This window comes from Polynucleobacter sp. es-EL-1 (assembly GCF_018687975.1).
Taxonomy (GTDB): Bacteria; Pseudomonadota; Gammaproteobacteria; order Burkholderiales; family Burkholderiaceae; genus Polynucleobacter.
In genome coordinates, this window is record NZ_CP061310.1 from 414,868 (window position 1) to 436,888 (window position 22,021).

Sequence of the window (22,021 nt, forward strand, 5' to 3'; positions counted from 1 at the left end):
ATTCATTATATGAATGCTCAAGACCGTACCGCCTTAAATCGCTTAATTCAGTATCTCAAGCCCCATATTCGCATGATTATTGGGTCTTTATTAGCCATGGCCTTGGTGGCTGGAGCCGAAACCTCCATCCCGGCCTTAATGAAGCCGCTGTTGGATCGGGGGTTTACTGGGCAAATGAACGATAAGTTATGGCAGGTGCCTGTTTTTCTCGTGGGGCTAGCGCTCGTCCGGAGTTTGGCTCAGTTCTTGTCTAACTATTTGCTGACAAGGGTAATCAATTCGGTGTTGCTGAAGTTGCGTGAGCAAATGTTTCAAACGCTACTGCATGCCAGCACTACTTTCTTTCAGAAAAACTCAGCATCAAATTTGATTAATGCGGTGGTTTTCGAAGTGAACAATGTGCTCTCCATCATGGGGGGTATGTTAATTAGCTTGGTACGTGACTCTCTCACTGTAATTGGTCTGATAGGTTATCTGATTTACTTAAATTGGCAATTAACTTTAGTCGTATTAATTATTTTTCCCATCATTGCTTTTGTGATGAGCAAAATTAATCGACGCTTGAGATCGTTAAACCGCGAGCAGCAGACTCTGACAAGTGAGCTTGCCTATATTGTTGAGGAGTCTGCCGCTGGTTATAAGATCGTCAAAGTGCATGGCGCAGAAGAATACGAGATGCAGCGCTTTATGAATAAAGCGGAACGCTTACGTCAGTTTGCTATGAAGTCAGCAGTTGCTGGCGGGTTGAATCAGCCTATCACCCAGTTGATTGCTTCAATGGCGCTCTCACTTGTACTGGTAATTGCCTTAATGCAATCGGCTACCGAAGGAACGACAGTAGGCGGATTTGCGGCCTTCATCACCGCCATGATGTTGGTAATCTCTCCAATTAAGCATTTAGCTGATATTAATCAACCCTTGCAGCGCGGGCTTACTGCTGCCGAGATGATCTTTGGTTTAATGGATCAACCCTTTGAAGAGGATGATTCTCGCAAGGAGAATATGAAGCCTCTGGAAAAGGCGAGGGGCGCTTTACGTTTTGAAAACGTGGGCTTTTCTTATCAACAAGAAGTGGGACGCAAAGATGCGCTCACGAATATCAATCTGAGTATTAGGCCGGGTGAAGTAGTTGCCTTTGTTGGTCCATCTGGTGGCGGTAAATCAACCCTGGTTAATTTGCTCCCGCGATTTTTTCAACCAACAAGCGGGCACATTTATCTTGACGATATTCCTCTTGAAGAGATTGTGCTTTCAGACTTACGCAAGCAAATTGCCTTTGTGAGCCAGGATGTCATTTTATTCAATGACAGCATTGCAGCCAATGTAGCCTATGGTGCAGTTGGTCCAGAAGGTATTGATCGTGGCCGGGTTATGGAGGCGCTTGAAGCTGCCAACTTATCTGCTCTCATGAAAGAATTGCCCGAGGGAATTGACACTCAAATTGGAGACAATGGCAATCGTTTATCTGGCGGTCAACGGCAGCGCTTAGCGATTGCCCGTGCAATTTATAAGGATGCACCCATTCTGATTTTGGATGAGGCAACTTCAGCGTTGGATTCTGAATCTGAACGTCAGGTCCAAGATGCTTTAGAGCGCTTAATGGTTGGTAGAACTACTTTGGTGATTGCGCACCGGTTATCAACCATTGAACATGCTGATCGGATTGTGGTTCTAGAGCATGGTCATGTGATTGAAAATGGTTCGCATGAAGAGTTGATAGTCAAAGATGGCCTCTATGCCAATCTACATCGCATCCAATTTTCGAACGCATAACACTTGCGCTAGTCATTAACTCAGAACAATATCGTATTGCTCTTGGCGAAAGCTACTTTCTGCTTGCAGTTTGATTGGTTTATTGATGAAATCACCCAGTTGCGCCAAGAATTGATTCTCTTCTTCTAAAAATAGGTCAATCACATCGGGTGCAGCAACGATTCGAAATTCACGGGGATTAAATTGGCGGTGCTCTCGAACAATTTCTCGCAAAATCTCATAGCAAATAGTTTGGGCAGTTTTAACCTCCCCTTTGCCTTGGCAAGTGGGGCAGGGCTCACAGGTAATGTGCGCCAAGGATTCGCGCGTACGCTTGCGAGTCATCTCTACTAGCCCTAGGGATGAGAATTCACTAATAGAGGTGCGCGCATGATCGCGCTCTAAATTGCGCTTGAGTTCATTCAAGACTGAGTCTTGATGATCTTTGCTCAACATGTCAATAAAATCGATGATGATGATACCGCCTAAATTACGCAGACGTAATTGACGTGCAATCGATTGCGCTGCCTCTAAGTTCGTCTTAAATACGGTGTCATCTAAATTGCGGGCGCCTACATAGCTGCCGGTGTTGACATCAATGGTTGTCATGGACTCGGTTTGATCAATCATGAGATAGCCACCCGATTTGAGATCTACTCTTCTGCCCAAGGCTTTATTGATTTCAGAATCTACATCGAATAAATCAAAGAGAGCCCGTTCACCACGATGCAATGTGAGCTTGTCGAGGAGGTTAGGCATATAGAGTGTGGCAAAGCTTTTGAGCTTCTCAAAATTTTCTGCTGAATCAACTCGAATTTGGGTGGTTCCTTCACCAGCAACATCGCGCAATACTCGCTCGGCTAAGCTCAGATCCTGATAGAGCAAACTGGGTGCCGGCTTGTGATTCACGGCCTCCCGAATTCTTTCCCAAGTAGTGCGTAGGTAATGCATATCGTGCTCTAACTCGGTATCGCTAGCATCTTGGGCACTTGTGCGGACGATGATGCCCCCTTTTTCATCGGCAGGCATAAGGCCAGCTAGGCGGGCCTTAATTGCTTCACGCTCTTCAGGTTGATCAATTCTTTGAGACACACCAATATACTTTTCAGCAGCAACATCTGTTCCTGCTGGTGGTAAGTAAACCAAATTGCGCCCAGCAATACTGAGCTGGGTTGTGAGGCGAGCCCCTTTAGTCCCTAGGGGGTCCTTGAGCACTTGCACCAAAACATTCTGCCCTTCAAAAAGTAGTTTTTCGATTTGGGCTTGCGGATTATTTTGGGTAATGTCTGCCACATGCATAAAGGCGGTGCGCTCAAGGCCAATTTCAATAAATGCAGACTGCATTCCAGGAAGAACGCGTACGACTTTTGCTAAGTAGATGTTGCCAACAATACCGCGTTGACGAGTACGCTCAATTTGCAGCTCTTGAACAGCACCCTGTTGAATGAGTGCTACCCGCGTTTCTTGTGGGGTGATATTAATGAGAATTTCTTCATTCATGTGCGGGCAACTTTAGCGAAATCTAGTAATTGGCTTACTTCAAAAATAGGTAGTCCCATGATACCGCTATAGCTGCCTTTGATGGAGGGAATGAATGCACCCCCGCGGCCTTGAATACCATAGGCACCAGCCTTCCCAAATGGCTCGCCGCTAGCAATATAGCCTGCAATTTGCTCCCCAGTAAGACGCGAAAATTCCACTTGAGATACCTGCACCAAGCAAAGGGGTTTCTCTTCTGGATTAATGGTCAAAGCTACTGCGGTTAACACTTCATGGGTCTGGCCACTGAGCATGTCTAAGATGCGGGTAGCATCTGCGGCATCAGCTGGTTTGCCGAGGATTTCGCCCTTGGGATGCTGGGGTAGGCTCACCGTAGTGTCTGCACAGAGTATGGGTGCCCATGCTTTGTTGCTCTTACGCCAGCGTTCGAATGCAAGAGCACTTTTTACTAAGGTAACTCGCTCTACATATTCACGGGCTTTTTCATTGAGAAGTGGTATCTCGATAGTCTCGGTATCTTCGCCAATTTGCGCTACCAGCATTTCAAAAGAAACACCAATCTGCTTAAGTAGTTCTTGGCGGCGGGGACTTTGCGAGGCGAGATAAATATAAGAAAACATGAAAAATTTATTCGCGGTGATAGGGATGACCCTGCAAAATAGTCCAGGCGCGATAGAGCTGCTCTACCAAAAGGACCCTTGCCATAGCATGCGGTAGAGTAAGGCTTGATAGACGCCACATCGCTTGAGCATTCTCTTTGAGGCTTGGATCAAGGCCATCGGTGCCACCAATTAAGAAGGTGATGTCAAAACCTTCTTGTCGCCAGTTTGACAACTGCGTAGCCAGATTTTGAGTGGTTTGATCTTTGCCGCGTTCATCCAGTGCAATCACCCGGGATCCTTTGGGAATGGCAGCGGCAATTTTGATGGCCTCTTTCGCTGGCGTTAAATCGGGTTTGATTTCTTTAATGTCGATGCTGCAATCTGCCGGCATACGTTTTACATAATCATGGGTTGCAGTAGCAACCCAATCGGGCATCTTATGCCCTACAGAAACAATAGTTAAGCGCATGCCAAGAGATTAGTCTTCGTCGTCCTCGGACTCACTAGCTTTGACCAAGCCTTTATCAGCGGCCAGCTTAACGCGGACCGGTTTAGCCCCCCACATACCTTCTAATTGATAGTAAGCACGCAGAGCAGGTTGAAGAATGTGCACCACAATATCGCCGCAATCAACTAGTACCCATTCACCGGTTTCTAATCCTTCAACAGAAATGACTTCGCCGCCTTTGGCATTGACCGCTTCTTTGACAGACATGGCAAGTGAGCGAGTTTGGCGATTGCTTGATCCGGTGGCGATAACTACTCGATCAAATAGTTCACTCAGTTTGGTGGTGTCATATACGCGAATATCCTGAGCCTTGACATCTTCTAAGGCATCAATGACAACACGTTGTAATTTTTTTAAGTCCATATCTTCTTTGCTATTTTTTTTGAGATGTTTTGTATTTAGGCTTGATCTTAGCTTGATTACTTGTATAAGCCCAGATTTGTAATGATTTCTAAAGCGTGCGAGGGAATTTGATCAAAAGCAGTCGTTTGGCTATCTGGATCTCTAAGCTGATTGCGCAAGTTGGTTGAGGAAAGGTCCACTGAAAGACTCTTATCTAGGTATATATGGCCAAAAGGGCTATTTTCAAGGGCGCTAACCTCAACACATTGGCATTTATTAAGTAATTCAGTGATTTCCTTAGGAAGTTCTGTTGATAGATCATATTGCGGTCTACTAGCCACAGCAAAATTTACATAACTTAGTAACTGATCCCAAGAATTCCACGTAGGAAGCTTGATTAAGGAGTCTGCCCCTATCAGCCAGATTAGGTTTGCTTGCGGACCAAACCGCTCTCTGAGGGCCTTGGCAGTATCAATCGCGTAACTTGGGCCTGGGCGATCGATCTCGATTCGATCTATGCCGACTTGGGTCGGGATATTTAAATACAAAAAGGCCCTGGCTAAATCAATACCAGCAGCTTCTGTCAGTCGAAGGCGCATTTCTGCTGAAGTGATGAGAGAGTCTTTTTGCCAAGGTGTGCCAGATGGAATCAAAAGTAGTGTATCGAGTTGCAACACCTTTGCAAAATGGGTAGCTAATTTGAGATGGCCTAGGTGAGGAGGGTCAAAAGTGCCACCCAGGATGCCAATTTTTTTTGTTGAGGTATTCAAATCGTGTGGGGCTAAGCTAGCCAATCTCTTGGCTTGAGATAGTAGTCATAGAGTTTAGCTTCCGGTGTACCAGGCTGAGGTTGCCAGTTGTACCACCATTGCACTACTGGAGGCATAGACATCAAAATAGATTCAGTGCGACCACCAGAGTGCAGGCCAAAAATAGTGCCACGATCAAAGATGAGGTTGTATTCAACATAACGGCCGCGACGATATTCTTGAAATGCTTTTTCCTCTGGAGTGAATTGGTCTTTATAACGGCGCTCAACGATTGGCAGATAGGCGGCAATAAATGCATCCCCAACTGCACGAGTCATCGCAAAACTTTCTTCAAAGCCAAGGCTATTGAAGTCGTCGAAGAAAACGCCACCGATACCACGAGGTTCTTCTCGGTGTTTTAAATAAAAGTACTCGTCACACCATTTTTTAAATTGCGGATATAAGTCCTTGCCAAATGGATCTAAAGCATCTTTAGCGGTTTGATGAAAGTGTTTGCAGTCCTCGTCTACACCGTAATAGGGTGTGAGATCAAAACCACCCCCAAACCACCAGACTGGCTCTTTATCGGGGGCCTGCGCAATAAAGCAGCGCACGTTCATGTGCGTAGTGGGAACTTTGGGGTTATTGGGGTGAAAGACTAGGGATACGCCCATGGCTTCAAAGCTGCGCCCAGCTACTTCGGGGCGGTGGTGTGAGGCTGAAGGTGGCATTTGATCGCCACGTACGTGAGAGAAACCAACCCCACCCTTTTCCAAAATATTGCCACCATCCAAAATGCAAGTGCGACCATACCCCTTGAGTTTGCTATCTTCAGGCTTTTCCCATGCATCCACTATGAATGCTTTGCCATCTAGCGCACTCATGGCGCTCGTAATGCGATTTTGCAAGCCTAGAAAATATTCCTTTAAGGCCTCAATATCTATTTGAGTGTGTTGTGTAGAGGGGGTATTGGAATTGTTAGCCAAAAGTGAAAAGTCTTTATGGGAATTTATTTAACTGCGCGATAACCAATATCTTTGCGATATTGCATGCCATCAAACTGAATTTTCGCAATGGCTTCATAGGCTTTTTGTTGCGCGCCGCGAACGGTATCCGCTAAACCAACTACGCACAGCACACGTCCACCGGAGGTGACTAGTTCATCACCTACCAATTTTGTGCCAGCATGAAAGGTTAGTTGATCTTCGGTATCTTCTGGGATCCCGGTAATTACATCTCCATTACGGGGAGTGTCTGGATAATTGTGGGCCGCAAGAACCACGCCTAGCGCAGTACGACGATCCCACTCCAACTCCATTTCATTGAGCTTTCCATCCACAGCATGATCAAGTGCTCTGACTAAATCACTTTTTAAGCGTGCCATGATGGGTTGAGTTTCTGGATCACCCATACGGCAGTTAAATTCAAGCGTCTTGATTTTTCCGTCAGGGCTAATCATGAGTCCCGCATAAAGAAAGCCCGTGTAGGGGATGCCATCAGATTCCATGCCCTTTACTGTTGGAATGATTACTTCTCGTAGGGCGCGCGCATGAATCTCTGGAGTGACCACTGGCGCGGGTGAATAAGCACCCATACCACCAGTATTGGGGCCTTGATCTTCATCGAGTAAGCGCTTGTGATCTTGGCTGGTAGCTAATGCTAAGACATTCTTGCCATCCACGAGAACAATAAAGCTCGCTTCTTCGCCAGTGAGAAATTCTTCAATGACTACGCGGGCGCCAGCATTACCAAATTTATTATCAGCAAGCATCATATCCACCGCTGTATGCGCCTCATCAAGACTCATCGCTACGACTACACCTTTACCGGCAGCCAGACCATCCGCCTTAATCACAATAGGCGCACCCTTAGCGTCGATATAAGCATGTGCTTCTAATGCATTCGAGAAAGTTTGGTAATCCGCTGTTGGGATGCCATGGCGCTTCATAAAGGCCTTGGAGAAATCTTTAGAGGATTCCAATTGCGCGGCAAGTTGAGTGGGGCCAAAAATGCGTAAACCATTAGCCCGAAATACATCCACAATGCCAGCGGCAAGCGGCGCTTCTGGTCCTACGACTGTTAAATGAATTTTTTCTCGTTTAGCAAAGTCCGCTAGGCCTTGGAGATCAGAGATGGGGAGGTTTTCAATACCGGCGCCATATTGTTTTGCAGTAGCAGTCCCGCCATTGCCGGGCGCAACATAAACCTTTTGAACTTGAGGGGATTGGGCTAGCTTCCAAGCAAGAGCATGTTCACGACCACCGGATCCAATTAAAAGAATTTTCATAGCAAGTTAGTTCAATGGGAAGGTAAATAAATTAGCAAGATAAAAGTCATTACAGCGATGCATTCGTGAAGACTTCTTGTACATCATCTAGATTTTCAAGGGCGTCTAAAAGTTTTTGCATGCTTTCAGCCTGATCGCCTTCTAAGGTGGTCTCATTTTCAGGGCGCATGGTCACGGTGGCCAATTCTGGTTTAAGACCTACTTTCATTATTGAATCTTGAATTTTAGAAAATTCAGGAACGGGAGTAAGCACCTCAAGCGATCCATCATCATGGGCAATCACATCATCTGCTCCGGCATCCAGAGCTACTTCCATAAGTTGATCTTCATTGGTCCCTGGAGCAAACAGCATTTGACCGCAGTGCTTAAACATGAAAGCAACCGAACCTTCAGCCCCCATATTTCCGCCATTTTTTGCAAATGCATGGCGAACTTCTGCAACGGTACGAGTGCGGTTATCAGTTAAACAATCCACAATAATTGCCGCTCCATTGATGCCATAACCTTCGTAACGAATCTCTTCGTAGTTAACCCCCTCAAGTGAACCAGTGCCACGGGCAATAGCGCGCTGAACGTTGTCATTAGGCATATTGGCGTCTTTAGCTTTGTCAATTGCCAAGCGTAAGCGGGGATTGGTAGCAATGTCGCCACCGCCTAATTTAGCGGCAACAGTAATTTCTTTGATCAGTTTGGTCCAAATCTTCCCGCGCTTTTCGTCTTGACGTCCTTTGCGGTGCTGAATATTGGCCCATTTCGAATGGCCGGCCATACGGGTGAGTCCTTTAAATAATTTGGCTTGAAGCCGCTATTTTAAGGGCTTCTTAGGGTAAGAATGGCTCTGCCTACACTTTTTTTGTTACACTTTGACCTCTTAGTTCGCTTCAATGCAGTTTTTCCTCTGCAAACACCTGCCCCGGTGATGGAATTGGTAGACGTGCCGGACTCAAAATCCGGTGCCGCAAGGCGTGGCGGTTCGAGTCCGCCCCGGGGCACCAATCATATAGTTTTTATATTTATTTCGTGCTTTTAATGTCTTAAAAAGCTGGAGAGCCTTCTGTATTGAAATTCAGTATGCGGGCAAGTGCATTGCGCCCCAGCTGGATTGCTAAACCATTTTTTTTGGTGAAATATAGTCGCCCCAGTAGCGGGCTACAAGAATAAGCATCGGTCGATACTCATTGACTTTATTCACATTGGTTCTGAGTTATTAATTCAGCCATGATTTGATCGATAACGGTCCCCCAGTCACCCCTTTTATTTTGCCTAAAGATTTTTGTAGACGGGTACCATGGAGAAGTGGAGCCCTCACTCATCCATCTCCACTCAGGTGAAAAGGGGAGTAAAAGAAATAATTTCTTCTTCAGTATTCCAGCCAGATGAGCTAGGGAGGTATCAACACTGATAATTAAATCCATTGAGTTAATAATTGCTGCGCTATCTTCAAAATCAATTAGCTCATTTCCGAGGTACTTAATTTCAGTATGGGTATCCAGGCATTTGAGATCATCGTTGCTAACTCCCTTTTGTATTAAATACAAATTTGAAATATCCAGGAGCGGCAAAAAATTAATTAATGGCATCGACCTATTGCGATCATTTAGGTGCTCTGGATTTCCAGAGCAAGAAATTCCAATATTGATTTTGTTGTTAGTACTTAATAAAAATTTCCCCAACCTTCCTAAGTGCCCCCCTGTAAGATTTATATTTGGGTAAATTGGAGGTATGCTGTCTAGAGTGGTTTTAAAGATATGAGGAAGCGTAAGTAGGGGAACCTGGTAATCAACCTCGATGGTTGGATCATATTTTTCCACCACTTGGCATTGAATATTATTTCTGAGTAAATTGAGTAATGGTTTTTGTACCTCAAATATTACTTGAGCTCCTTGCTCTAAGAGTAGGTGAATATATCTTGAGAATTGCAGGGTATCTCCGTAGCCTTGCTCGGCCCATACCAGTATCCTTCTCCCTCTCTGAGTTTCATTGGTAGGTAATTGGGGAATTTCGGGGTATTTATAAGGCTGAGACTTTGACTTTGCCCATCTAAATTCGTAGTTCTTCCAGCCTTCTTCAAAATTTCCAAGAACTAATTGCGTCGTTGCCTTATTCCAAAGAGCATCGCTAAAGCTTGGATTGGCAATAATAGCTTTGTCAAGGCATGTTAGGGCTTCTGTGTAGCGCCTCATTTCGGAAAGTGTCACTGCTTTAAAGTTGAGAGCTTCAGAGTAGTTTGGAGTTAAATTTAATGCGGCGTCAAATGCACTTAACGCTTCTTCATATCTTTCTAGCTCATGAAAGGCCAATCCTTTATGAGACCAAGCTTCAGCATAGTCTGCTTTAAGGCTAATAGCTTTACCATAATGGTTTATTGCCTCAGAATAATTTTTTAGTTCATCCTCCATTCTTCCAAGATTGAAAAATAGTTCCGGAACATCATTTTTTATTTCTAAAGCTTTGTTATAAAACTCAATTGCCTTAATAAGAATACCTTGATTGGCGTAGCATGTTCCAAGATCATGCAATACCTCAAAATATTCTCCATTTTTCGCTATAGACCTTTCAAAAATCTCTATAGCATCGCTAAATTTTTTTGAGGCAAGGTAATTCTGTCCGAGGCAATATAAGGCTTCTGAAGAACAACCTTCAGTGTTGCACGCTTGCGAAAGAAGTTTATAGGCCATCATCTCATCACCTTTTAAAAAAGCAATTTGAGCCAGTAATTCATATGCAAGCGAGTTATTGGGCGATGAAGCAGCTACCTCCTTCAGGATATTCCAGGCCAGATCTATTTGATTGATACTTAAATAGTATTTTCCTAGCTCAACAAGCTGATTATCGTTTTGCATAAATTAAAACCTATTTTAGACATTGACTCGTCAACTCCATTGCAACTTAAACAATCGGGCGATCAATCGTTTTAAATTTATTTAGAAAATTTTTTCTTAAATATCGTAAATCTCTGATTCATTATTCATTGCTTGTTCAACAATCTTGCGCGTTAGTGTTGGCGAAAATAATTCTATGAATGTATAGACAAAAGAGCGCAAGTAGGCGCCTTGTTTAACTCCGAGGTGGGTGACATTGTTGCCAAATAAATGACCAACAGGAATTACACGAAGATTTCTGTCACGATCTAGGTCATATGCCAATCCAGCGACGATACCTATTCCCATACCTGTTTCAACATAGGTTTTGATCACGTCGGCATCTATTGCTTCCAAAATAATATCGGGACTCAGATTGCGTTGTGCAAATGCGGCATCAATCTTGCTCCGACCAGCAAATGCTCGGTCATAGGTAATCAATGGGTATTTGGCGATTTCCTCAAGAGTGATGTTGGCTTGATTGAGAAGGGGGTGACTTAATGGCACCATGACAACGTGTTGCCATTGATATCCTGGTAACGCAAGAATCCCAGGAGTATTGGCAATCCCTTCTGTAGCAATGGCAATATCGGCACGATCATGGGCTAAGAGTTCGGCAATTTGAGCGGGGTTTCCTTGTTGAATGCTCACACGTACCTTGGGAAAGCGTTTGGTAAATTCAGTGAGTACCTTAGGTAATGCGTAACGCGCTTGGGTATGTGTGGTGGCGATAACAAAACTGCCTTGATCTTGGCTTGCAAAATCTTTACCAACCCGTTTTAAGGTTTCCGCTTCATCTAGGATGCGTTCAATTGAGGTCAAAATGCGTTTGCCAGGCTCTGTTAATGAGCGAATCCTTTTTCCGTGACGACGGAAAATCTCCACTCCTAGCTCGTCTTCCAATTCGATGATTGCTTTAGAAACACCAGGCTGCGAGGTAAAGAGTGCCTTAGCAGCCGAAGTGAGGTTGAAGTTTTGTCTTACAGCTTCGCGAACAAAGCGAAATTGGTGCAGATTCATATGAATTCCAATCTTTATATCAACAAAGATATATGAAAGAAATTCTATATGATTTTTGAGTATTAAGCTCTAGAGACCCAGCGTAAACCAATAATCGCCAAAATAAAGTAAACCAGAGGCGGAGTGATCGCTGTCAGCAGGGCGGGCCATGAGCCCAATAAACCCACATTTGAGAACAGCGAATTAAATAACTGGAAGCTCATTCCGAGCATGATGCCGCCAAATACTTTAATGCCCACGCTACCGGCGCGAACCTTGAGATAAGCAAATGGCAGGGCTAGGGTCAGCATGACAAAAATCGTAAAGGGATAAATGACTTTCTTCCAAAAGGCGATGGAGTGTCGGTGCGCATCTTGCTTGTTATCTCTGAGATGGGATATGAAACGCCCTAAGCTGAAAATAGACATTTTTTCAGGGCTAACAAGTAATACGCTGAGAATTTGTGGTGTTACCTCTGAATTGAGGCTCACGATAGGATAAGTGCTTGTTTGTGCAGAATATACGGGGTTTAAGGGATCTGATTGCTTTGTCTCTTTAAAGCGAGTTTCCGTAACATCATCGAGCAACCAAGTGCCGAGTTCGTCAAAGCGTCCTGATGCTGCACTGCGAATAGATAGTAATCGATAGGCATCATCAAACTCATACATGCGTATGTTTTTAATTTCGTTGTCTTGCTCAATTTTGCCCACGTTCACATAGCGCACACCTGGTCTGACTGGACCGCCACCGTCCTCATTTCTCAAGCGATCCTTGACCCAAACGCCAGTTTTAAATTGAGAGCTATAAGACGAGCCCAAGGCTTTCATGCGAATCTGATCAGATAGGCTTTCTGTATAAGGCCCAAGCCATTCACTCATGATGAGCGTCAGAACGATGAGGGGGAGGGAGATTTTTGCGAGGGTCTTTAAGCCACGATTAACATCAAGACCGGCGATTCGTAAGATGGTGAATTCTGATTGGCTCGCAAGCATTGCAAAGACATAAATACTGCCTATCAATCCCGCAATAGGAATGATTTCAGAAATTCGACTTGGCGCCTTCAGGACAACATGCAGCAATGCCAATGGAAGTGTGTATTGGCCCTTAACCGAACCGAGCTCACTTAGGATGTCAAAGAATAAAAATAGCGCAACTAAGGCAAACAAGATAAAGCCAAATGCTGCATATATCTGCTTAGCCAAATACCGTTCGAAGATGTAAGGAAACAGGAATTTCATCTATTGCCTAAGAAGGCTGGCAACTGACGACGCCACCATTTCAAGGAGGGATTGATACGATTGCGAATCAGTATGTAGGCCATGCCAAAAGCAAAAAGGTGTATCGGCCATGCAGCCATAAAAACATTTACCTTGCCTTGAGCTACAAAGTTTTGCGTTAAATTTAGTAAGTTGCTATAAATTAAATAGATGAGAACCGCATAGAACATCGCGGTGTAGTTTCCGAGTCTAGGGTTCACATAAGCAAGTGGTATGGCAATTAAAACAAGCCCTAGCGCCATGAAGGGTAAGCCAATGCGCCAAAGCAACTCTGCTCGATTGGGATTCATCGTATTGGGGTCGGGGTCGTTGAGTAACTCTGAAACGGACTTTTCTCGATCTCGTGGCGCAGGATCGAGTGCACTCTTATTTTGAATTTTGGTAGTGTATTCCCCAAACTCCAGAATGCGGAAATCCGGTTGTGTGGGTAGACCTTCGTAACGCCGACCATTATTCAGGACGATCGACTTTTCTCCTCCGGGGGCATTCTCAATAAACCCGGTTGCCGCAACTGCAACGCTTAAGCGACCATTTTTATTTTCGGCAGCAAAAATATTTTTGACTTCTCCTTTATCAATATCCAGCTCTTCAATAAAGAAGACTCTCTCCGCTTTGGCAGACTCCTTAAATTGACCGGCAGCAACCATGGATACATCACTGCGCTGTTGAAAGCGCTGACTAATCAAAGTGGACTCACGATTTGCCCAGGGCCAAACAAATAAGGCTAACAAGGCGATGATGATGACTAGAGGTAGAGCAAAACGCAAAATAGGGCGGATTAAGCTAGCAATGCTCAATCCACTAGCAAACCAGACAATCATCTCGGAGTCTTTGTACCAGCGAACGAGCACAATTAAGACTGCTACGAAGAGGGATACGGTGAGCAAAACCGCCATATAGCCGAGGGTGGCTAGGGCAATTAAAACCAAGGCGTCTTCTGGGTTGACAGCCCCATTGGCTGCAAACCCCAAGATTCGAATGACTAGAGTGGTAATCATGATGGTCACTAGGACCAAAAATACCCCGCCAGTGGTAAAACTGAGTTCGCGGCGAAGGGCTTGGTGAAAAATCATATGTAGATAATAAAGGTGCTCAGAGCGACCCGCTCAAGGCGTGAGCCCATATCTCGGAGGATAATGGATAAATACCTGTTTTACCCCGTTGAATTTCCCTATAAACACCGCAAGAGATGATGACCATGCAATTTAGTACAAAGATTTTCTCCCAAGCTGATATCAACAGCCCAAAGCAGCTAAAAGCGAGTCTTTTAGCCTTGTTAGCCTATCCCTCTGATTGCTTGGTTTTGGCCTATACCAAGGCTGACGTAGACGCCTTAAGGGGCTCAAAGGCAAAGAGTGGTGTATTGGCGGAGTTGGATCGCATACTTGGGGGTTCAGTAACCCATGCAAACTTGGTGGGCGATCTCGATACTCAGCAGGCTTCAGTGTGCAGTTTACGTGCAGAAAAGTCTTGGGCGGCTGCGGGGGTAAAAACAAAGCGTGTTCTTTTGGCATGCTTGGGTGATGTCAATTTCGCTGAGGCGAGAAGCTTAAATGCCTTTTCTAAGATTGCTCGTTCAGCGCTCAAGCATTTAAGCGGTGGCTCGATTCAAAATGCCGTGTGGTTTATTCCAAGTTTTGCTCTTGGTCATCGCGCAGAATTTATTGCGGAAGAAGTGCGTTTAACCATTCAATACGCTGGCGATCAAGCATATCGATTTGGGGTGCGACAACCCGCCATGAAATTTAAAGCGAAGGATAAGGCGGATGCATTTAACCATCTCATATTTGCTGGAAATGATGCCTGTGCTAAGGAGTTAAAAGCTGCCGTAGCAGAGGGCGTTGCGATGGTTGAGGGTATGAATCTGGCTAAGGATCTCGGTAATTTGCCGCCCAACATTTGCACGCCTACTTATTTAGGTAAGGCGGCACAAGGTTTATCTAAGAAAACTGCTCTCAAAGTAGAAGTAATGGGGCGTAAGCAAATTGAAGCCTTGGGCATGGGATCATTCCTATCGGTTGCTCAAGGATCTAACACTCCACCGCAATTTATTGTGATGCGTCACCAAGGTGGCAAGGTCGGTGAAGCCCCGATTGTTTTAGTTGGTAAAGGAATTACTTTTGATACTGGCGGAATATCACTCAAACCGGGTGAAGCTATGGATGAGATGAAGTACGACATGTGTGGTGCGGCATCGGTCATTGGCACGATGTATGCAACAGCTTTAATGAAGTTGAAAAAGAATGTGATCGGCGTTGTGCCCACTTGTGAAAATATGCCATCTGGTAACGCTACCCGCCCTGGCGATATCGTTAAAAGTATGTCAGGTCAAACCATCGAGATTCTCAATACCGATGCGGAAGGCCGCTTAATTCTCTGTGATGCTTTAACGTACGTTGAGCGCTTTAAGCCAAAGGCAGTGATTGATGTAGCCACCTTAACGGGGGCTTGTGTCATTGCTCTCGGGCATGTGCATAGTGGATTATTTTCTGATGACGAAGCTTTGGTCGGCGCCCTGACTAAGGCCGGTCACGCTTCGCTTGATACTGTGTGGCGCTTACCTTTGGACGCTGCATATCATGAGCAGTTGAAATCTAATTTTGCGGATGTTGCTAATATCGGCGGTCGCCCTGCAGGTAGCGTCACAGCCGCATGCTTCCTATCTCGCTTTACTGAGAAATACAAATGGGCGCATTTAGATATTGCCGGTACTGCATGGAAGAGTGGGGCTGCAAAAGGAGCAACAGGACGTCCAGTACCGCTTTTAGTTAATTACTTGCTTGAGCAAAAATAAGCGTAAAGAACAGCTCATGGCGCGCATTGATTTTCATAGTAATGTAAGTGACAAACTGCAATATGCTTGCCGTTTAACACGCAAGATTTGGAGTGCTACTCCTGCTGGTCAGCCTGTGCGTCATATTGTGATGGTGGGTGAGCGATCAGATCTTCAAAAGTTAGATGAGCTGCTTTGGACATTTAGTGCCATCGATTTTTTGCCCCATGCTTTTATTGATGATGAGGCGGCAATAGAGTCTCCAATTTTATTGAGCGAGGATTTTTTTGCACCCGCTCTGTCAAACTTGCCCCATGCTGATGTATTGATTCACTTGGGCATGCGTATGCCAAGTGATGTAGCGGCTCTAGCAAACCGTTTCCCGAGAATTGTTGAGGTTGTGACAATCAATGAAGCTGAGCGTTTAGCAGGTCGTGAGCGATATAAAGCCTATCGTGATTTGGGGCATGAACTACATAACTTTGATCAATCTAAGGCTGGATAGGGCTTTCATCTTTTATGTTTATTCATCCCCAGTTTGATCCTGAAGTTCTCCGTATTGGCTCATTTGCCATTCATTGGTATGGGTTGATGTATCTCTTAGCCTTTGTTCAATTTTTATTGCTAGGGCGACTGCGCATTCGTGCGCCACGCTACCAATCTCTGGGGTGGACATACAAAGATTTAGAGGACTTATTGTTTGCTGGAGTGTTGGGTGTTGTATTGGGTGGTCGCATTGGCTATACCTTGTTTTATATGCCTGGCTACTACCTTTCTCATCCCTTAAGTATTTTTAAAATCTGGGAAGGTGGCATGTCTTTCCATGGTGGCCTTCTGGGCGTCCTGCTCGCATTGCTTTGGTTTGCGCATCGTCGGAAAGTATCGTTTTTTGTTGTGAGTGATTTAGTTGCGCCTCTGGTGCCTTTTGGCTTGGCATTTGGACGCTTAGGCAATTTTATTAATGGTGAGTTATGGGGGAGACCTACAGACTTACCATGGGCCATGGTTTTTCCATTGGTTGACTCCATCCCACGACATCCATCACAGTTGTATCAGTTGTTTGGTGAGGGGCTGTGCCTTGGGATTGTGCTGTGGATCTACTCTAGTAAACCCCACAGGGTTGGTCAGGTTTCTGGACTGTTCTTATTGGGTTATGGTGTCTGCCGATTCCTGGCTGAGTTTGCCCGTGAGCCGGATGCCTTCTTAGGCCTCTTGGGATTAGGTCTCTCGATGGGTCAATGGCTTTCTGTGCCAATGATTATTTTTGGCATTTATTTGCTAGTAGGCTTTAAATCAAAGTCTGCTTAACTTCTTGAAATATTCGAGCTAGCCTCATGTTGAATGAAGAAGTTACTCTACGAAAGTTAGAAATTCTCTGCTCATTTGTGAGAACTGGCAGTCTGGCAAAGACTGGTGAAGAATTACAGCTGAGCTCAGTCAGCATTCATAAGGCATTGCACTCTCTTCAGAGCGGTCTTGGATGCCCCTTATTTGTTAAAGAGGGGCGCCAATTAAAGCCGCTTCCTGCGGCGCTGTATTTAGCCGAGATGAGCATTGATGTATTAGAAGACATGGAACGCATGTTCAAAAAAGTCAAAGCCAAGGCCGGCATAGAGAGTGGTCAAATCAGGCTGGGCTCAATGTATTCATTAACTGCCAATATCATTCCCCGAATCATTATGGGGACTAAGATTCGAAGACCCAATTTGGATATCGATTTGCATCTGGGATCTAATCAAGAGTTAATGAAAAAATTGTTCGAAGGTGCTGTAGACGCTGTTGTATTAGCAATCCCTACTGACAAATTGGCTGATAGCGTTCAGGTGGTTCCTTTGTTTGATGATCAATTATTCTTTGCATCTTCTAAAAATTACAAACCGCAGCAGGGTGAAATTGATTTATCAGAGTATCAAGATGAAAAATTTTTAACCTTACAAGATGGGTTTGCAACGACTACGGGTTTTTATGATGCCTTTAAATTGGCCGGCATCACCCCAAATGTAGTGATGAAGGTTGGGGATATTTTTAGTTTGATGAATATGGTTTCAGGTGATCTTGGAAAAGCACTTTTGCCCGGCAGAGTGAAGGCCCTAATGGGTGATGCGATCGTCTTCACGCCTCTGAAGTCTAAATATCGACTCACGCAGCACATTGCTTTAATGTACCTTCAGGCTAATGAATTTAATCCGAATATTTTGGCCTTAGCGGCTGAAGCCCGCATGCTGCATTGCAATAATATCTAATTGCTTTTAAAGTCGTATTATATTATTTAACTTAAAGTTAATGATACTTGCTTTTGCTTAATTGATTAAGTGTCATCGCAGCTTTACATTGAATTTATCCCATTAATGATGAGTAGCCCTTCCTAGGCAAAAGACATGCTTGAAAAACTCACCAAGGCTCGCAACTTATCTAAAGCCAATAATGCAATCAAACGCTTGATTTCTGAGCGCGGCGAATCCAATGCGCTGAGCATGGCAGATGATGTGGTGAACAACTACCGCAAATTAGCCAAAGATCAACATGTCTCTTTTTTCACCTTCTTATTTGAAAAGCTCAACCCGCAAGCTGATGCTGTTTTGAAGGCGGCACAAAATTTTGTTGCGGATTCTAGTGCTCGTAATTACATCAAGTTACAAAAAGTCTCAGAATCGCCCCGCCAAGAATTTTTCCGTCGCCTAAATCGCGCTAGCCAAGGCACCGCTGCAGTAGTTCAGATGCGTCGGGATTTATTGCAATTACTAGATAAAAAGCCAGAGCTTGCTGCAGTCGATTTTGATATGCGCCATTTACTTTCTTCCTGGTTTAATCCTGGCTTTTTAAAGATGCATCGCGTGGACTGGAAGTCCCCTGCAGAAGTATTGGAAAAGTTGATCCAGCACGAAGCAGTGCATGCCATTGATGGCTGGGATGACTTACGGCGTCGTCTTCAGCCAGATCGTCGCTGCTTTGCTTTTTTTCACCCGCAGTTGCCCAGTGAGCCCCTTATCTTTGTTGAGGTAGCGCTGTTGCCAGAAATTCCGACGGTGATTACACCTTTGGTTGATAAAAAAGCAGAAACTGTTGAACAGGTTTCTCAATACAAGGTTGCTGTTTTTTACTCGATTAGTAACTGTGAGCCTGGCTTACGGGGTGTATCAATGGGTAACTTTTTAATTAAGCGTGTAGCAGAGCAATTGCACGCTGAGTTTCCTGGGATAAAAACCTTCGTTACGCTTTCACCAATACCCGGCTTTATGGATTGGGTGGCTTCAGGTGCGCATTTAGGAGAGGGTGTTCCTGCGGAGCGCTTAAAGTCTAATATCAAAGCGGCGCGTGACGCTGCTTTAGTAACGCTGAACTTGCAGGCTCAATCTTGGGCTGAACGTATTGCAAGCGGATGGCATCCTGATATTGCCTCTGACGCTGAAAAAAATGCATTACTTTGCTTAGCAAGTATCTATTTGGGGCTGGCTTCAACTGGTCGAGATGGTAACCCAGTGGCTAAATTTCACTTAGGAAATGGCGCCAAGTTGCATCTTGTGAACTGGGCAGGGGATTTATCCCGCAAAGGTTTACGGCAGTCAGCAGGTTTAATGGTGAATTATTTGTATGACCTAGGTAGCGTTGAAGATAATCATGAGCGTTTTGCTAATGGTGAAATCGTGTATTCCAGAGCAGTTGGAAAATTGATGGCGCCTTAGTGTTTTCCCTTGGTAGGAGTTTTGCAGCAAACCAGAAGTACCCTTAGAATAGTTGAGCATTTATAAAAAACGAAGTTAATTATTACGTTGACTGATTAAAGGAGACAAAGATGTTTAATCAAAAGAGTAAGTTTTCTGTTTTCACAATGAGCACATTAAAAAAGGCTCTGTTCCTTGTTTGTGCTGCTCCATTGGCTGTGGCTGCACAAGAGTGGCCAAATAAGCCAGTGACCTTTTTAAACCCGTTCCCTGCTGGTGGTGGTACCGATGCTTTTGCAAGGCCTTTAGCTGCACAATTGACTGAGCAGCTCGGTAAGCAATTTGTGATCGACAACCGTGGTGGTGCAGGCGGAACTGTTGGTGCATCTATGGCTGCAAAGGCTGCTCCAGATGGTTATACCTGGTTCATCGGTGCAACGCATCACACCATTGCGCCATCCATGTATAAGAACTTAGATTACGACATCGAGAAGAGTTTCATTCCTGTAGCAATGTTGGCAAACGTGCCACAAGTATTGGTGGTCAATCCACAACGTGTTAGCGCACGTAACGCCAAAGAGTTCCTCGAGCTAATGAAGAAGAACCCTGGTAAGTACAACTTTGCAAGTGCGGGTAGCGGAACTGTTCACCATTTAGCTGGTGAGCTCTACAAAATCCAAACTGGTACCTTTATTACTCACATCCCATATCGTGGTGCAGGCCCTGCTATGAATGACCTTTTAGCGGGTCAAGTGGATTTAGAGTTTGATGGTCTTGCAACTTCAGCTCCACAAATTAATGCTGGTAAGTTGGTGGCGATTGCTGTTGCTTCAAACAAGCGTTCGACAGCTATTCCGAATGTACCAACCTTCCAAGAAGCAGGTTTACCTGACTATGTTGTTTCAACTTGGTATTCGATGTTTGCTCCTGCTGGCACTCCAAAGCCAATCGTTGACAAAATGATTGTTGAAGTGCAAAAGGCCTTAAATACTCCTAAGCTAAAGGCTATCTGGGAGAAGCAAGGTTCAGAAACTCCAAACTTAACCGGCGAAGCTTTTGGTAAGCAGGTCAGTGCGGACGTTGCACGTTGGTCTACTGTTGTTAAGAAATCTGGCGCACAGTTGGATTAATTTGTAATTGTTTGTTTGATTGATTGGTTTTGAGGCTCTAATGAATTTATATTCGCTCTTGGAAAAAGGTTTTCCAAAAGACAAGCAAGCTTGCGCACTAGAAACACATGATGGACTGTATTACTCCTGGAGTGATTTGGAGTGTGCAACTGCCAAGATAGCGAATTTTCTGAAGAGCCTCAAACTGCCAGCTGGTTCCCGCATAGCAGTTCAGGTTGAAAAATCCCCCGAAGCATTATTTCTGTATTTGGCTACTGTTAGGGCTGGCTATGTTTATTTGCCGCTCAATACGGCCTATCAGGCAGCTGAGGTTCAGTATTTCTTGGAAAATGCTGAGCCGGCAGTTGTAGTTTGTAGCAGCAAGAATTTTTCCTGGGTGTCTAAGGTAGCGTTTAAGGCGGGTACTAAACACGTCTTTACCCTTGATGAGAACCGCACTGGCACTTTGCTTGAGCGTGCCGCTGGTCAAAGCGATCGCTTTAAGACTGTTGCTGTTAAGGATGATGACTTGGCTGCTATTTTGTATACCTCCGGTACTACTGGTAGAAGTAAGGGTGCGATGCTGACCCATAAGAACTTGGGAAGCAATGCCCAAGTACTGCAAAAATTCTGGGGATGGAAAAAAGGCGATGTCTTGTTGCATGCCTTACCCATCTTCCATGTGCATGGTTTATTTGTTGCCGCACATGGCGCTCTCATCAATGGCAGTAAGATGATTTGGTTGCCTCGTCTCGATACGGCACAGCTCATTGCTCATATGCCCAAGTCAACTGTCATGATGGGTGTGCCAACGTTTTATGTTCGCTTGCTAGCGGATAAGGATTTCAATAAGCAAGTTGCACGCAATATGCGTTTATTTGTTTCTGGTTCTGCGCCCCTGCTAACTGAAACCTTTAATACGTTTAAAGAGACTATTGGTCAGCCGATTCTCGAGCGTTATGGCATGAGTGAGACAGTGATGCTCGTCTCCAATCCATACAAAGGCAATCGTGTAGGCGGATCCGTTGGTCTGCCATTGCCAGGCGTAAAAGTGCGCGTCGTTGATGAAAATAACAAGCCTTGTGGCGTGAATGAAATCGGTAGCATTCAAGTCAAAGGCCCTAATATATTTAAGGGCTACTGGCGCATGCCAGAAAAAACTGCTGAAGAGTTTACAAAAGATGGCTGGTTTAAAACGGGCGACGTAGGTCGCTGGGGTGGCTCTGCCAATGGCGGTAAAGCGCCTAATGACTATTTATGCATCGTTGGTCGCAGCAAAGATTTAATTATTTCTGGTGGATACAACGTCTATCCAAAAGAGATTGAGAGCTTCATTGACGATATGGAAGGTGTTGATGAGAGCGCTGTGATTGGTATTCCGCACCCTGATTTTGGTGAGGCGGTAATGGCGGTAGTAGTACCTAAGCCTGGTGCTAAGCTAGATTCTCAGGCAATGATCACGTCTTTGAAATCTCAAATTGCGAATTTTAAAATTCCAAAGCGCTTAGAGATTGTGAGTGATTTGCCACGCAATGCGATGGGTAAAGTGCAAAAGAATATTTTGCGTCAGCAATATACCAATTAAGAATTTAATTCCAAA

General features: G+C 44.8%; 19 protein-coding genes, 1 tRNA gene and 1 pseudogene. 9 read left to right on the plus strand and 12 right to left on the minus strand.

Annotated features, from left to right (window positions below; genetic code table 11):
* Positions 1-9 precede the first annotated feature (9 nt).
* The gene (gene msbA, locus FD974_RS02215) at positions 10-1,773 is read left to right on the plus strand and encodes a lipid A export permease/ATP-binding protein MsbA (RefSeq protein ID WP_215365392.1); all 1,764 of its coding nucleotides are present in this window, start codon (positions 10-12) and stop codon (positions 1,771-1,773) included.
* A 15-nt stretch (positions 1,774-1,788) separates the two neighbouring features.
* Here the strand turns inward: msbA and rng are convergent, their stop codons facing one another.
* From rng to FD974_RS02255, 8 genes and pseudogenes are all read right to left on the minus strand, one after another.
* The gene (rng, locus tag FD974_RS02220) at positions 1,789-3,252 is read right to left on the minus strand and encodes a ribonuclease G (RefSeq protein WP_215365394.1); all 1,464 of its coding nucleotides are present in this window, start codon (positions 3,250-3,252) and stop codon (positions 1,789-1,791) included.
* Positions 3,249-3,872 carry a nucleoside triphosphate pyrophosphatase gene (locus tag FD974_RS02225; protein WP_215365396.1) on the minus strand — a complete coding sequence of 208 codons (624 nt, stop codon included), beginning with the start codon at positions 3,870-3,872 and terminating at the stop codon, positions 3,249-3,251. Before FD974_RS02225 ends, rng begins: the two co-directional genes overlap by 4 nt.
* Positions 3,873-3,879: 7 nt before the next feature.
* Positions 3,880-4,323 carry a 23S rRNA (pseudouridine(1915)-N(3))-methyltransferase RlmH gene (gene rlmH / locus FD974_RS02230; RefSeq protein ID WP_215365398.1) on the minus strand — a complete coding sequence of 148 codons (444 nt, stop codon included), beginning with the start codon at positions 4,321-4,323 and terminating at the stop codon, positions 3,880-3,882.
* Positions 4,324-4,335: 12 nt separating this feature from the next.
* A pseudogene (rsfS, locus tag FD974_RS02235) lies at positions 4,336-4,725 on the minus strand (ribosome silencing factor); the annotation flags it as partial.
* 56 nt (positions 4,726-4,781) lie between these two features.
* A complete protein-coding gene (nadD, locus tag FD974_RS02240; RefSeq protein WP_251374644.1) occupies positions 4,782-5,474 on the minus strand; it encodes a nicotinate (nicotinamide) nucleotide adenylyltransferase in 693 nt (230 codons plus the stop codon).
* An 11-nt stretch (positions 5,475-5,485) separates the two neighbouring features.
* Positions 5,486-6,397 carry an oxygen-dependent coproporphyrinogen oxidase gene (gene hemF / locus FD974_RS02245; protein ID WP_215366583.1) on the minus strand — a complete coding sequence of 304 codons (912 nt, stop codon included), beginning with the start codon at positions 6,395-6,397 and terminating at the stop codon, positions 5,486-5,488.
* Positions 6,398-6,462: 65 nt separating this feature from the next.
* Positions 6,463-7,740, minus strand: coding sequence for a phosphoribosylamine--glycine ligase (gene purD, locus FD974_RS02250; protein WP_215365404.1), 1,278 nt, complete (start codon positions 7,738-7,740; stop codon positions 6,463-6,465).
* Between the two features lie 49 nt (positions 7,741-7,789).
* Positions 7,790-8,509 (minus strand): YebC/PmpR family DNA-binding transcriptional regulator, encoded by a 720-nt coding sequence (locus FD974_RS02255; RefSeq protein WP_215365406.1) that lies wholly within the window; start codon positions 8,507-8,509, stop codon positions 7,790-7,792.
* 141 nt (positions 8,510-8,650) lie between these two features.
* On the opposite strand from FD974_RS02255, the gene FD974_RS02260 reads away from it, so the two are divergent.
* Positions 8,651-8,735: transfer RNA gene (locus tag FD974_RS02260), tRNA-Leu, on the plus strand.
* A 189-nt stretch (positions 8,736-8,924) separates the two neighbouring features.
* Here FD974_RS02260 and FD974_RS02265 read toward each other — a convergent pair.
* From FD974_RS02265 to lptF, 4 genes are all read right to left on the minus strand, one after another.
* On the minus strand, positions 8,925-10,583 hold the full coding sequence (locus FD974_RS02265) for a tetratricopeptide repeat protein (protein WP_215365408.1): 1,659 nt from the start codon (positions 10,581-10,583) through the stop codon (positions 8,925-8,927).
* Positions 10,584-10,679: 96 nt separating this feature from the next.
* Entirely contained in the window at positions 10,680-11,621 is a 942-nt protein-coding gene (locus FD974_RS02270; protein ID WP_215365410.1) for a CysB family HTH-type transcriptional regulator, read from the minus strand.
* 62 nt (positions 11,622-11,683) lie between these two features.
* Positions 11,684-12,838, minus strand: coding sequence for an LPS export ABC transporter permease LptG (gene lptG / locus FD974_RS02275; protein WP_215365412.1), 1,155 nt, complete (start codon positions 12,836-12,838; stop codon positions 11,684-11,686).
* Positions 12,835-13,950: an LPS export ABC transporter permease LptF gene (gene lptF / locus FD974_RS02280; RefSeq protein ID WP_215365414.1), complete on the minus strand. Its 1,116-nt coding sequence runs from the start codon at positions 13,948-13,950 to the stop codon at positions 12,835-12,837. Before lptF ends, lptG begins: the two co-directional genes overlap by 4 nt.
* A gap of 125 nt (positions 13,951-14,075) precedes the next feature.
* On the opposite strand from lptF, the gene FD974_RS02285 reads away from it, so the two are divergent.
* The 7 genes from FD974_RS02285 to FD974_RS02315 all read left to right on the plus strand — a co-directional run bounded on the left by FD974_RS02285 (position 14,076) and on the right by FD974_RS02315 (position 22,006).
* A complete protein-coding gene (locus tag FD974_RS02285) occupies positions 14,076-15,671 on the plus strand; it encodes a leucyl aminopeptidase (protein ID WP_371817119.1) in 1,596 nt (531 codons plus the stop codon).
* Positions 15,658-16,155, plus strand: coding sequence for a DNA polymerase III subunit chi (locus FD974_RS02290; protein WP_371817120.1), 498 nt, complete (start codon positions 15,658-15,660; stop codon positions 16,153-16,155). Before FD974_RS02285 ends, FD974_RS02290 begins: the two co-directional genes overlap by 14 nt.
* A gap of 14 nt (positions 16,156-16,169) precedes the next feature.
* Entirely contained in the window at positions 16,170-16,958 is a 789-nt protein-coding gene (lgt, locus tag FD974_RS02295; RefSeq protein ID WP_215365416.1) for a prolipoprotein diacylglyceryl transferase, read from the plus strand.
* A gap of 26 nt (positions 16,959-16,984) precedes the next feature.
* Positions 16,985-17,893 carry a LysR substrate-binding domain-containing protein gene (locus FD974_RS02300; protein ID WP_215365418.1) on the plus strand — a complete coding sequence of 303 codons (909 nt, stop codon included), beginning with the start codon at positions 16,985-16,987 and terminating at the stop codon, positions 17,891-17,893.
* A 135-nt stretch (positions 17,894-18,028) separates the two neighbouring features.
* Positions 18,029-19,333 (plus strand): malonyl-CoA decarboxylase, encoded by a 1,305-nt coding sequence (locus FD974_RS02305; RefSeq protein ID WP_215365420.1) that lies wholly within the window; start codon positions 18,029-18,031, stop codon positions 19,331-19,333.
* Between the two features lie 146 nt (positions 19,334-19,479).
* A complete protein-coding gene (locus FD974_RS02310) occupies positions 19,480-20,442 on the plus strand; it encodes a Bug family tripartite tricarboxylate transporter substrate binding protein (RefSeq protein WP_371817131.1) in 963 nt (320 codons plus the stop codon).
* Positions 20,443-20,482: 40 nt separating this feature from the next.
* Positions 20,483-22,006, plus strand: coding sequence for a malonyl-CoA synthase (locus tag FD974_RS02315; RefSeq protein ID WP_215365423.1), 1,524 nt, complete (start codon positions 20,483-20,485; stop codon positions 22,004-22,006).
* The last annotated feature ends 15 nt before the right edge of the window (positions 22,007-22,021 follow it).

Excerpts from the sequence above, each read along its gene's own strand:
- msbA (WP_215365392.1), top strand. The coding sequence starts at position 10 with ATGAATGCTCAAGACCGTACCGCCTTAAATCGCTTAATTCAGTATCTC.
- rng (WP_215365394.1), bottom strand. The coding sequence starts at position 3,252 with ATGAATGAAGAAATTCTCATTAATATCACCCCACAAGAAACGCGGGTA.
- FD974_RS02225 (WP_215365396.1), bottom strand. The coding sequence starts at position 3,872 with ATGTTTTCTTATATTTATCTCGCCTCGCAAAGTCCCCGCCGCCAAGAA.
- rlmH (WP_215365398.1), bottom strand. The coding sequence starts at position 4,323 with ATGCGCTTAACTATTGTTTCTGTAGGGCATAAGATGCCCGATTGGGTT.
- purD (WP_215365404.1), bottom strand. The coding sequence starts at position 7,740 with ATGAAAATTCTTTTAATTGGATCCGGTGGTCGTGAACATGCTCTTGCT.
- FD974_RS02255 (WP_215365406.1), bottom strand. The coding sequence starts at position 8,509 with ATGGCCGGCCATTCGAAATGGGCCAATATTCAGCACCGCAAAGGACGT.
- FD974_RS02265 (WP_215365408.1), bottom strand. The coding sequence starts at position 10,583 with ATGCAAAACGATAATCAGCTTGTTGAGCTAGGAAAATACTATTTAAGT.
- FD974_RS02270 (WP_215365410.1), bottom strand. The coding sequence starts at position 11,621 with ATGAATCTGCACCAATTTCGCTTTGTTCGCGAAGCTGTAAGACAAAAC.
- lptG (WP_215365412.1), bottom strand. The coding sequence starts at position 12,838 with ATGAAATTCCTGTTTCCTTACATCTTCGAACGGTATTTGGCTAAGCAG.
- lptF (WP_215365414.1), bottom strand. The coding sequence starts at position 13,950 with ATGATTTTTCACCAAGCCCTTCGCCGCGAACTCAGTTTTACCACTGGC.
- FD974_RS02285 (WP_371817119.1), top strand. The coding sequence starts at position 14,076 with ATGCAATTTAGTACAAAGATTTTCTCCCAAGCTGATATCAACAGCCCA.
- lgt (WP_215365416.1), top strand. The coding sequence starts at position 16,170 with ATGTTTATTCATCCCCAGTTTGATCCTGAAGTTCTCCGTATTGGCTCA.
- FD974_RS02300 (WP_215365418.1), top strand. The coding sequence starts at position 16,985 with ATGTTGAATGAAGAAGTTACTCTACGAAAGTTAGAAATTCTCTGCTCA.
- FD974_RS02305 (WP_215365420.1), top strand. The coding sequence starts at position 18,029 with ATGCTTGAAAAACTCACCAAGGCTCGCAACTTATCTAAAGCCAATAAT.
- FD974_RS02310 (WP_371817131.1), top strand. The coding sequence starts at position 19,480 with ATGAGCACATTAAAAAAGGCTCTGTTCCTTGTTTGTGCTGCTCCATTG.
- FD974_RS02315 (WP_215365423.1), top strand. The coding sequence starts at position 20,483 with ATGAATTTATATTCGCTCTTGGAAAAAGGTTTTCCAAAAGACAAGCAA.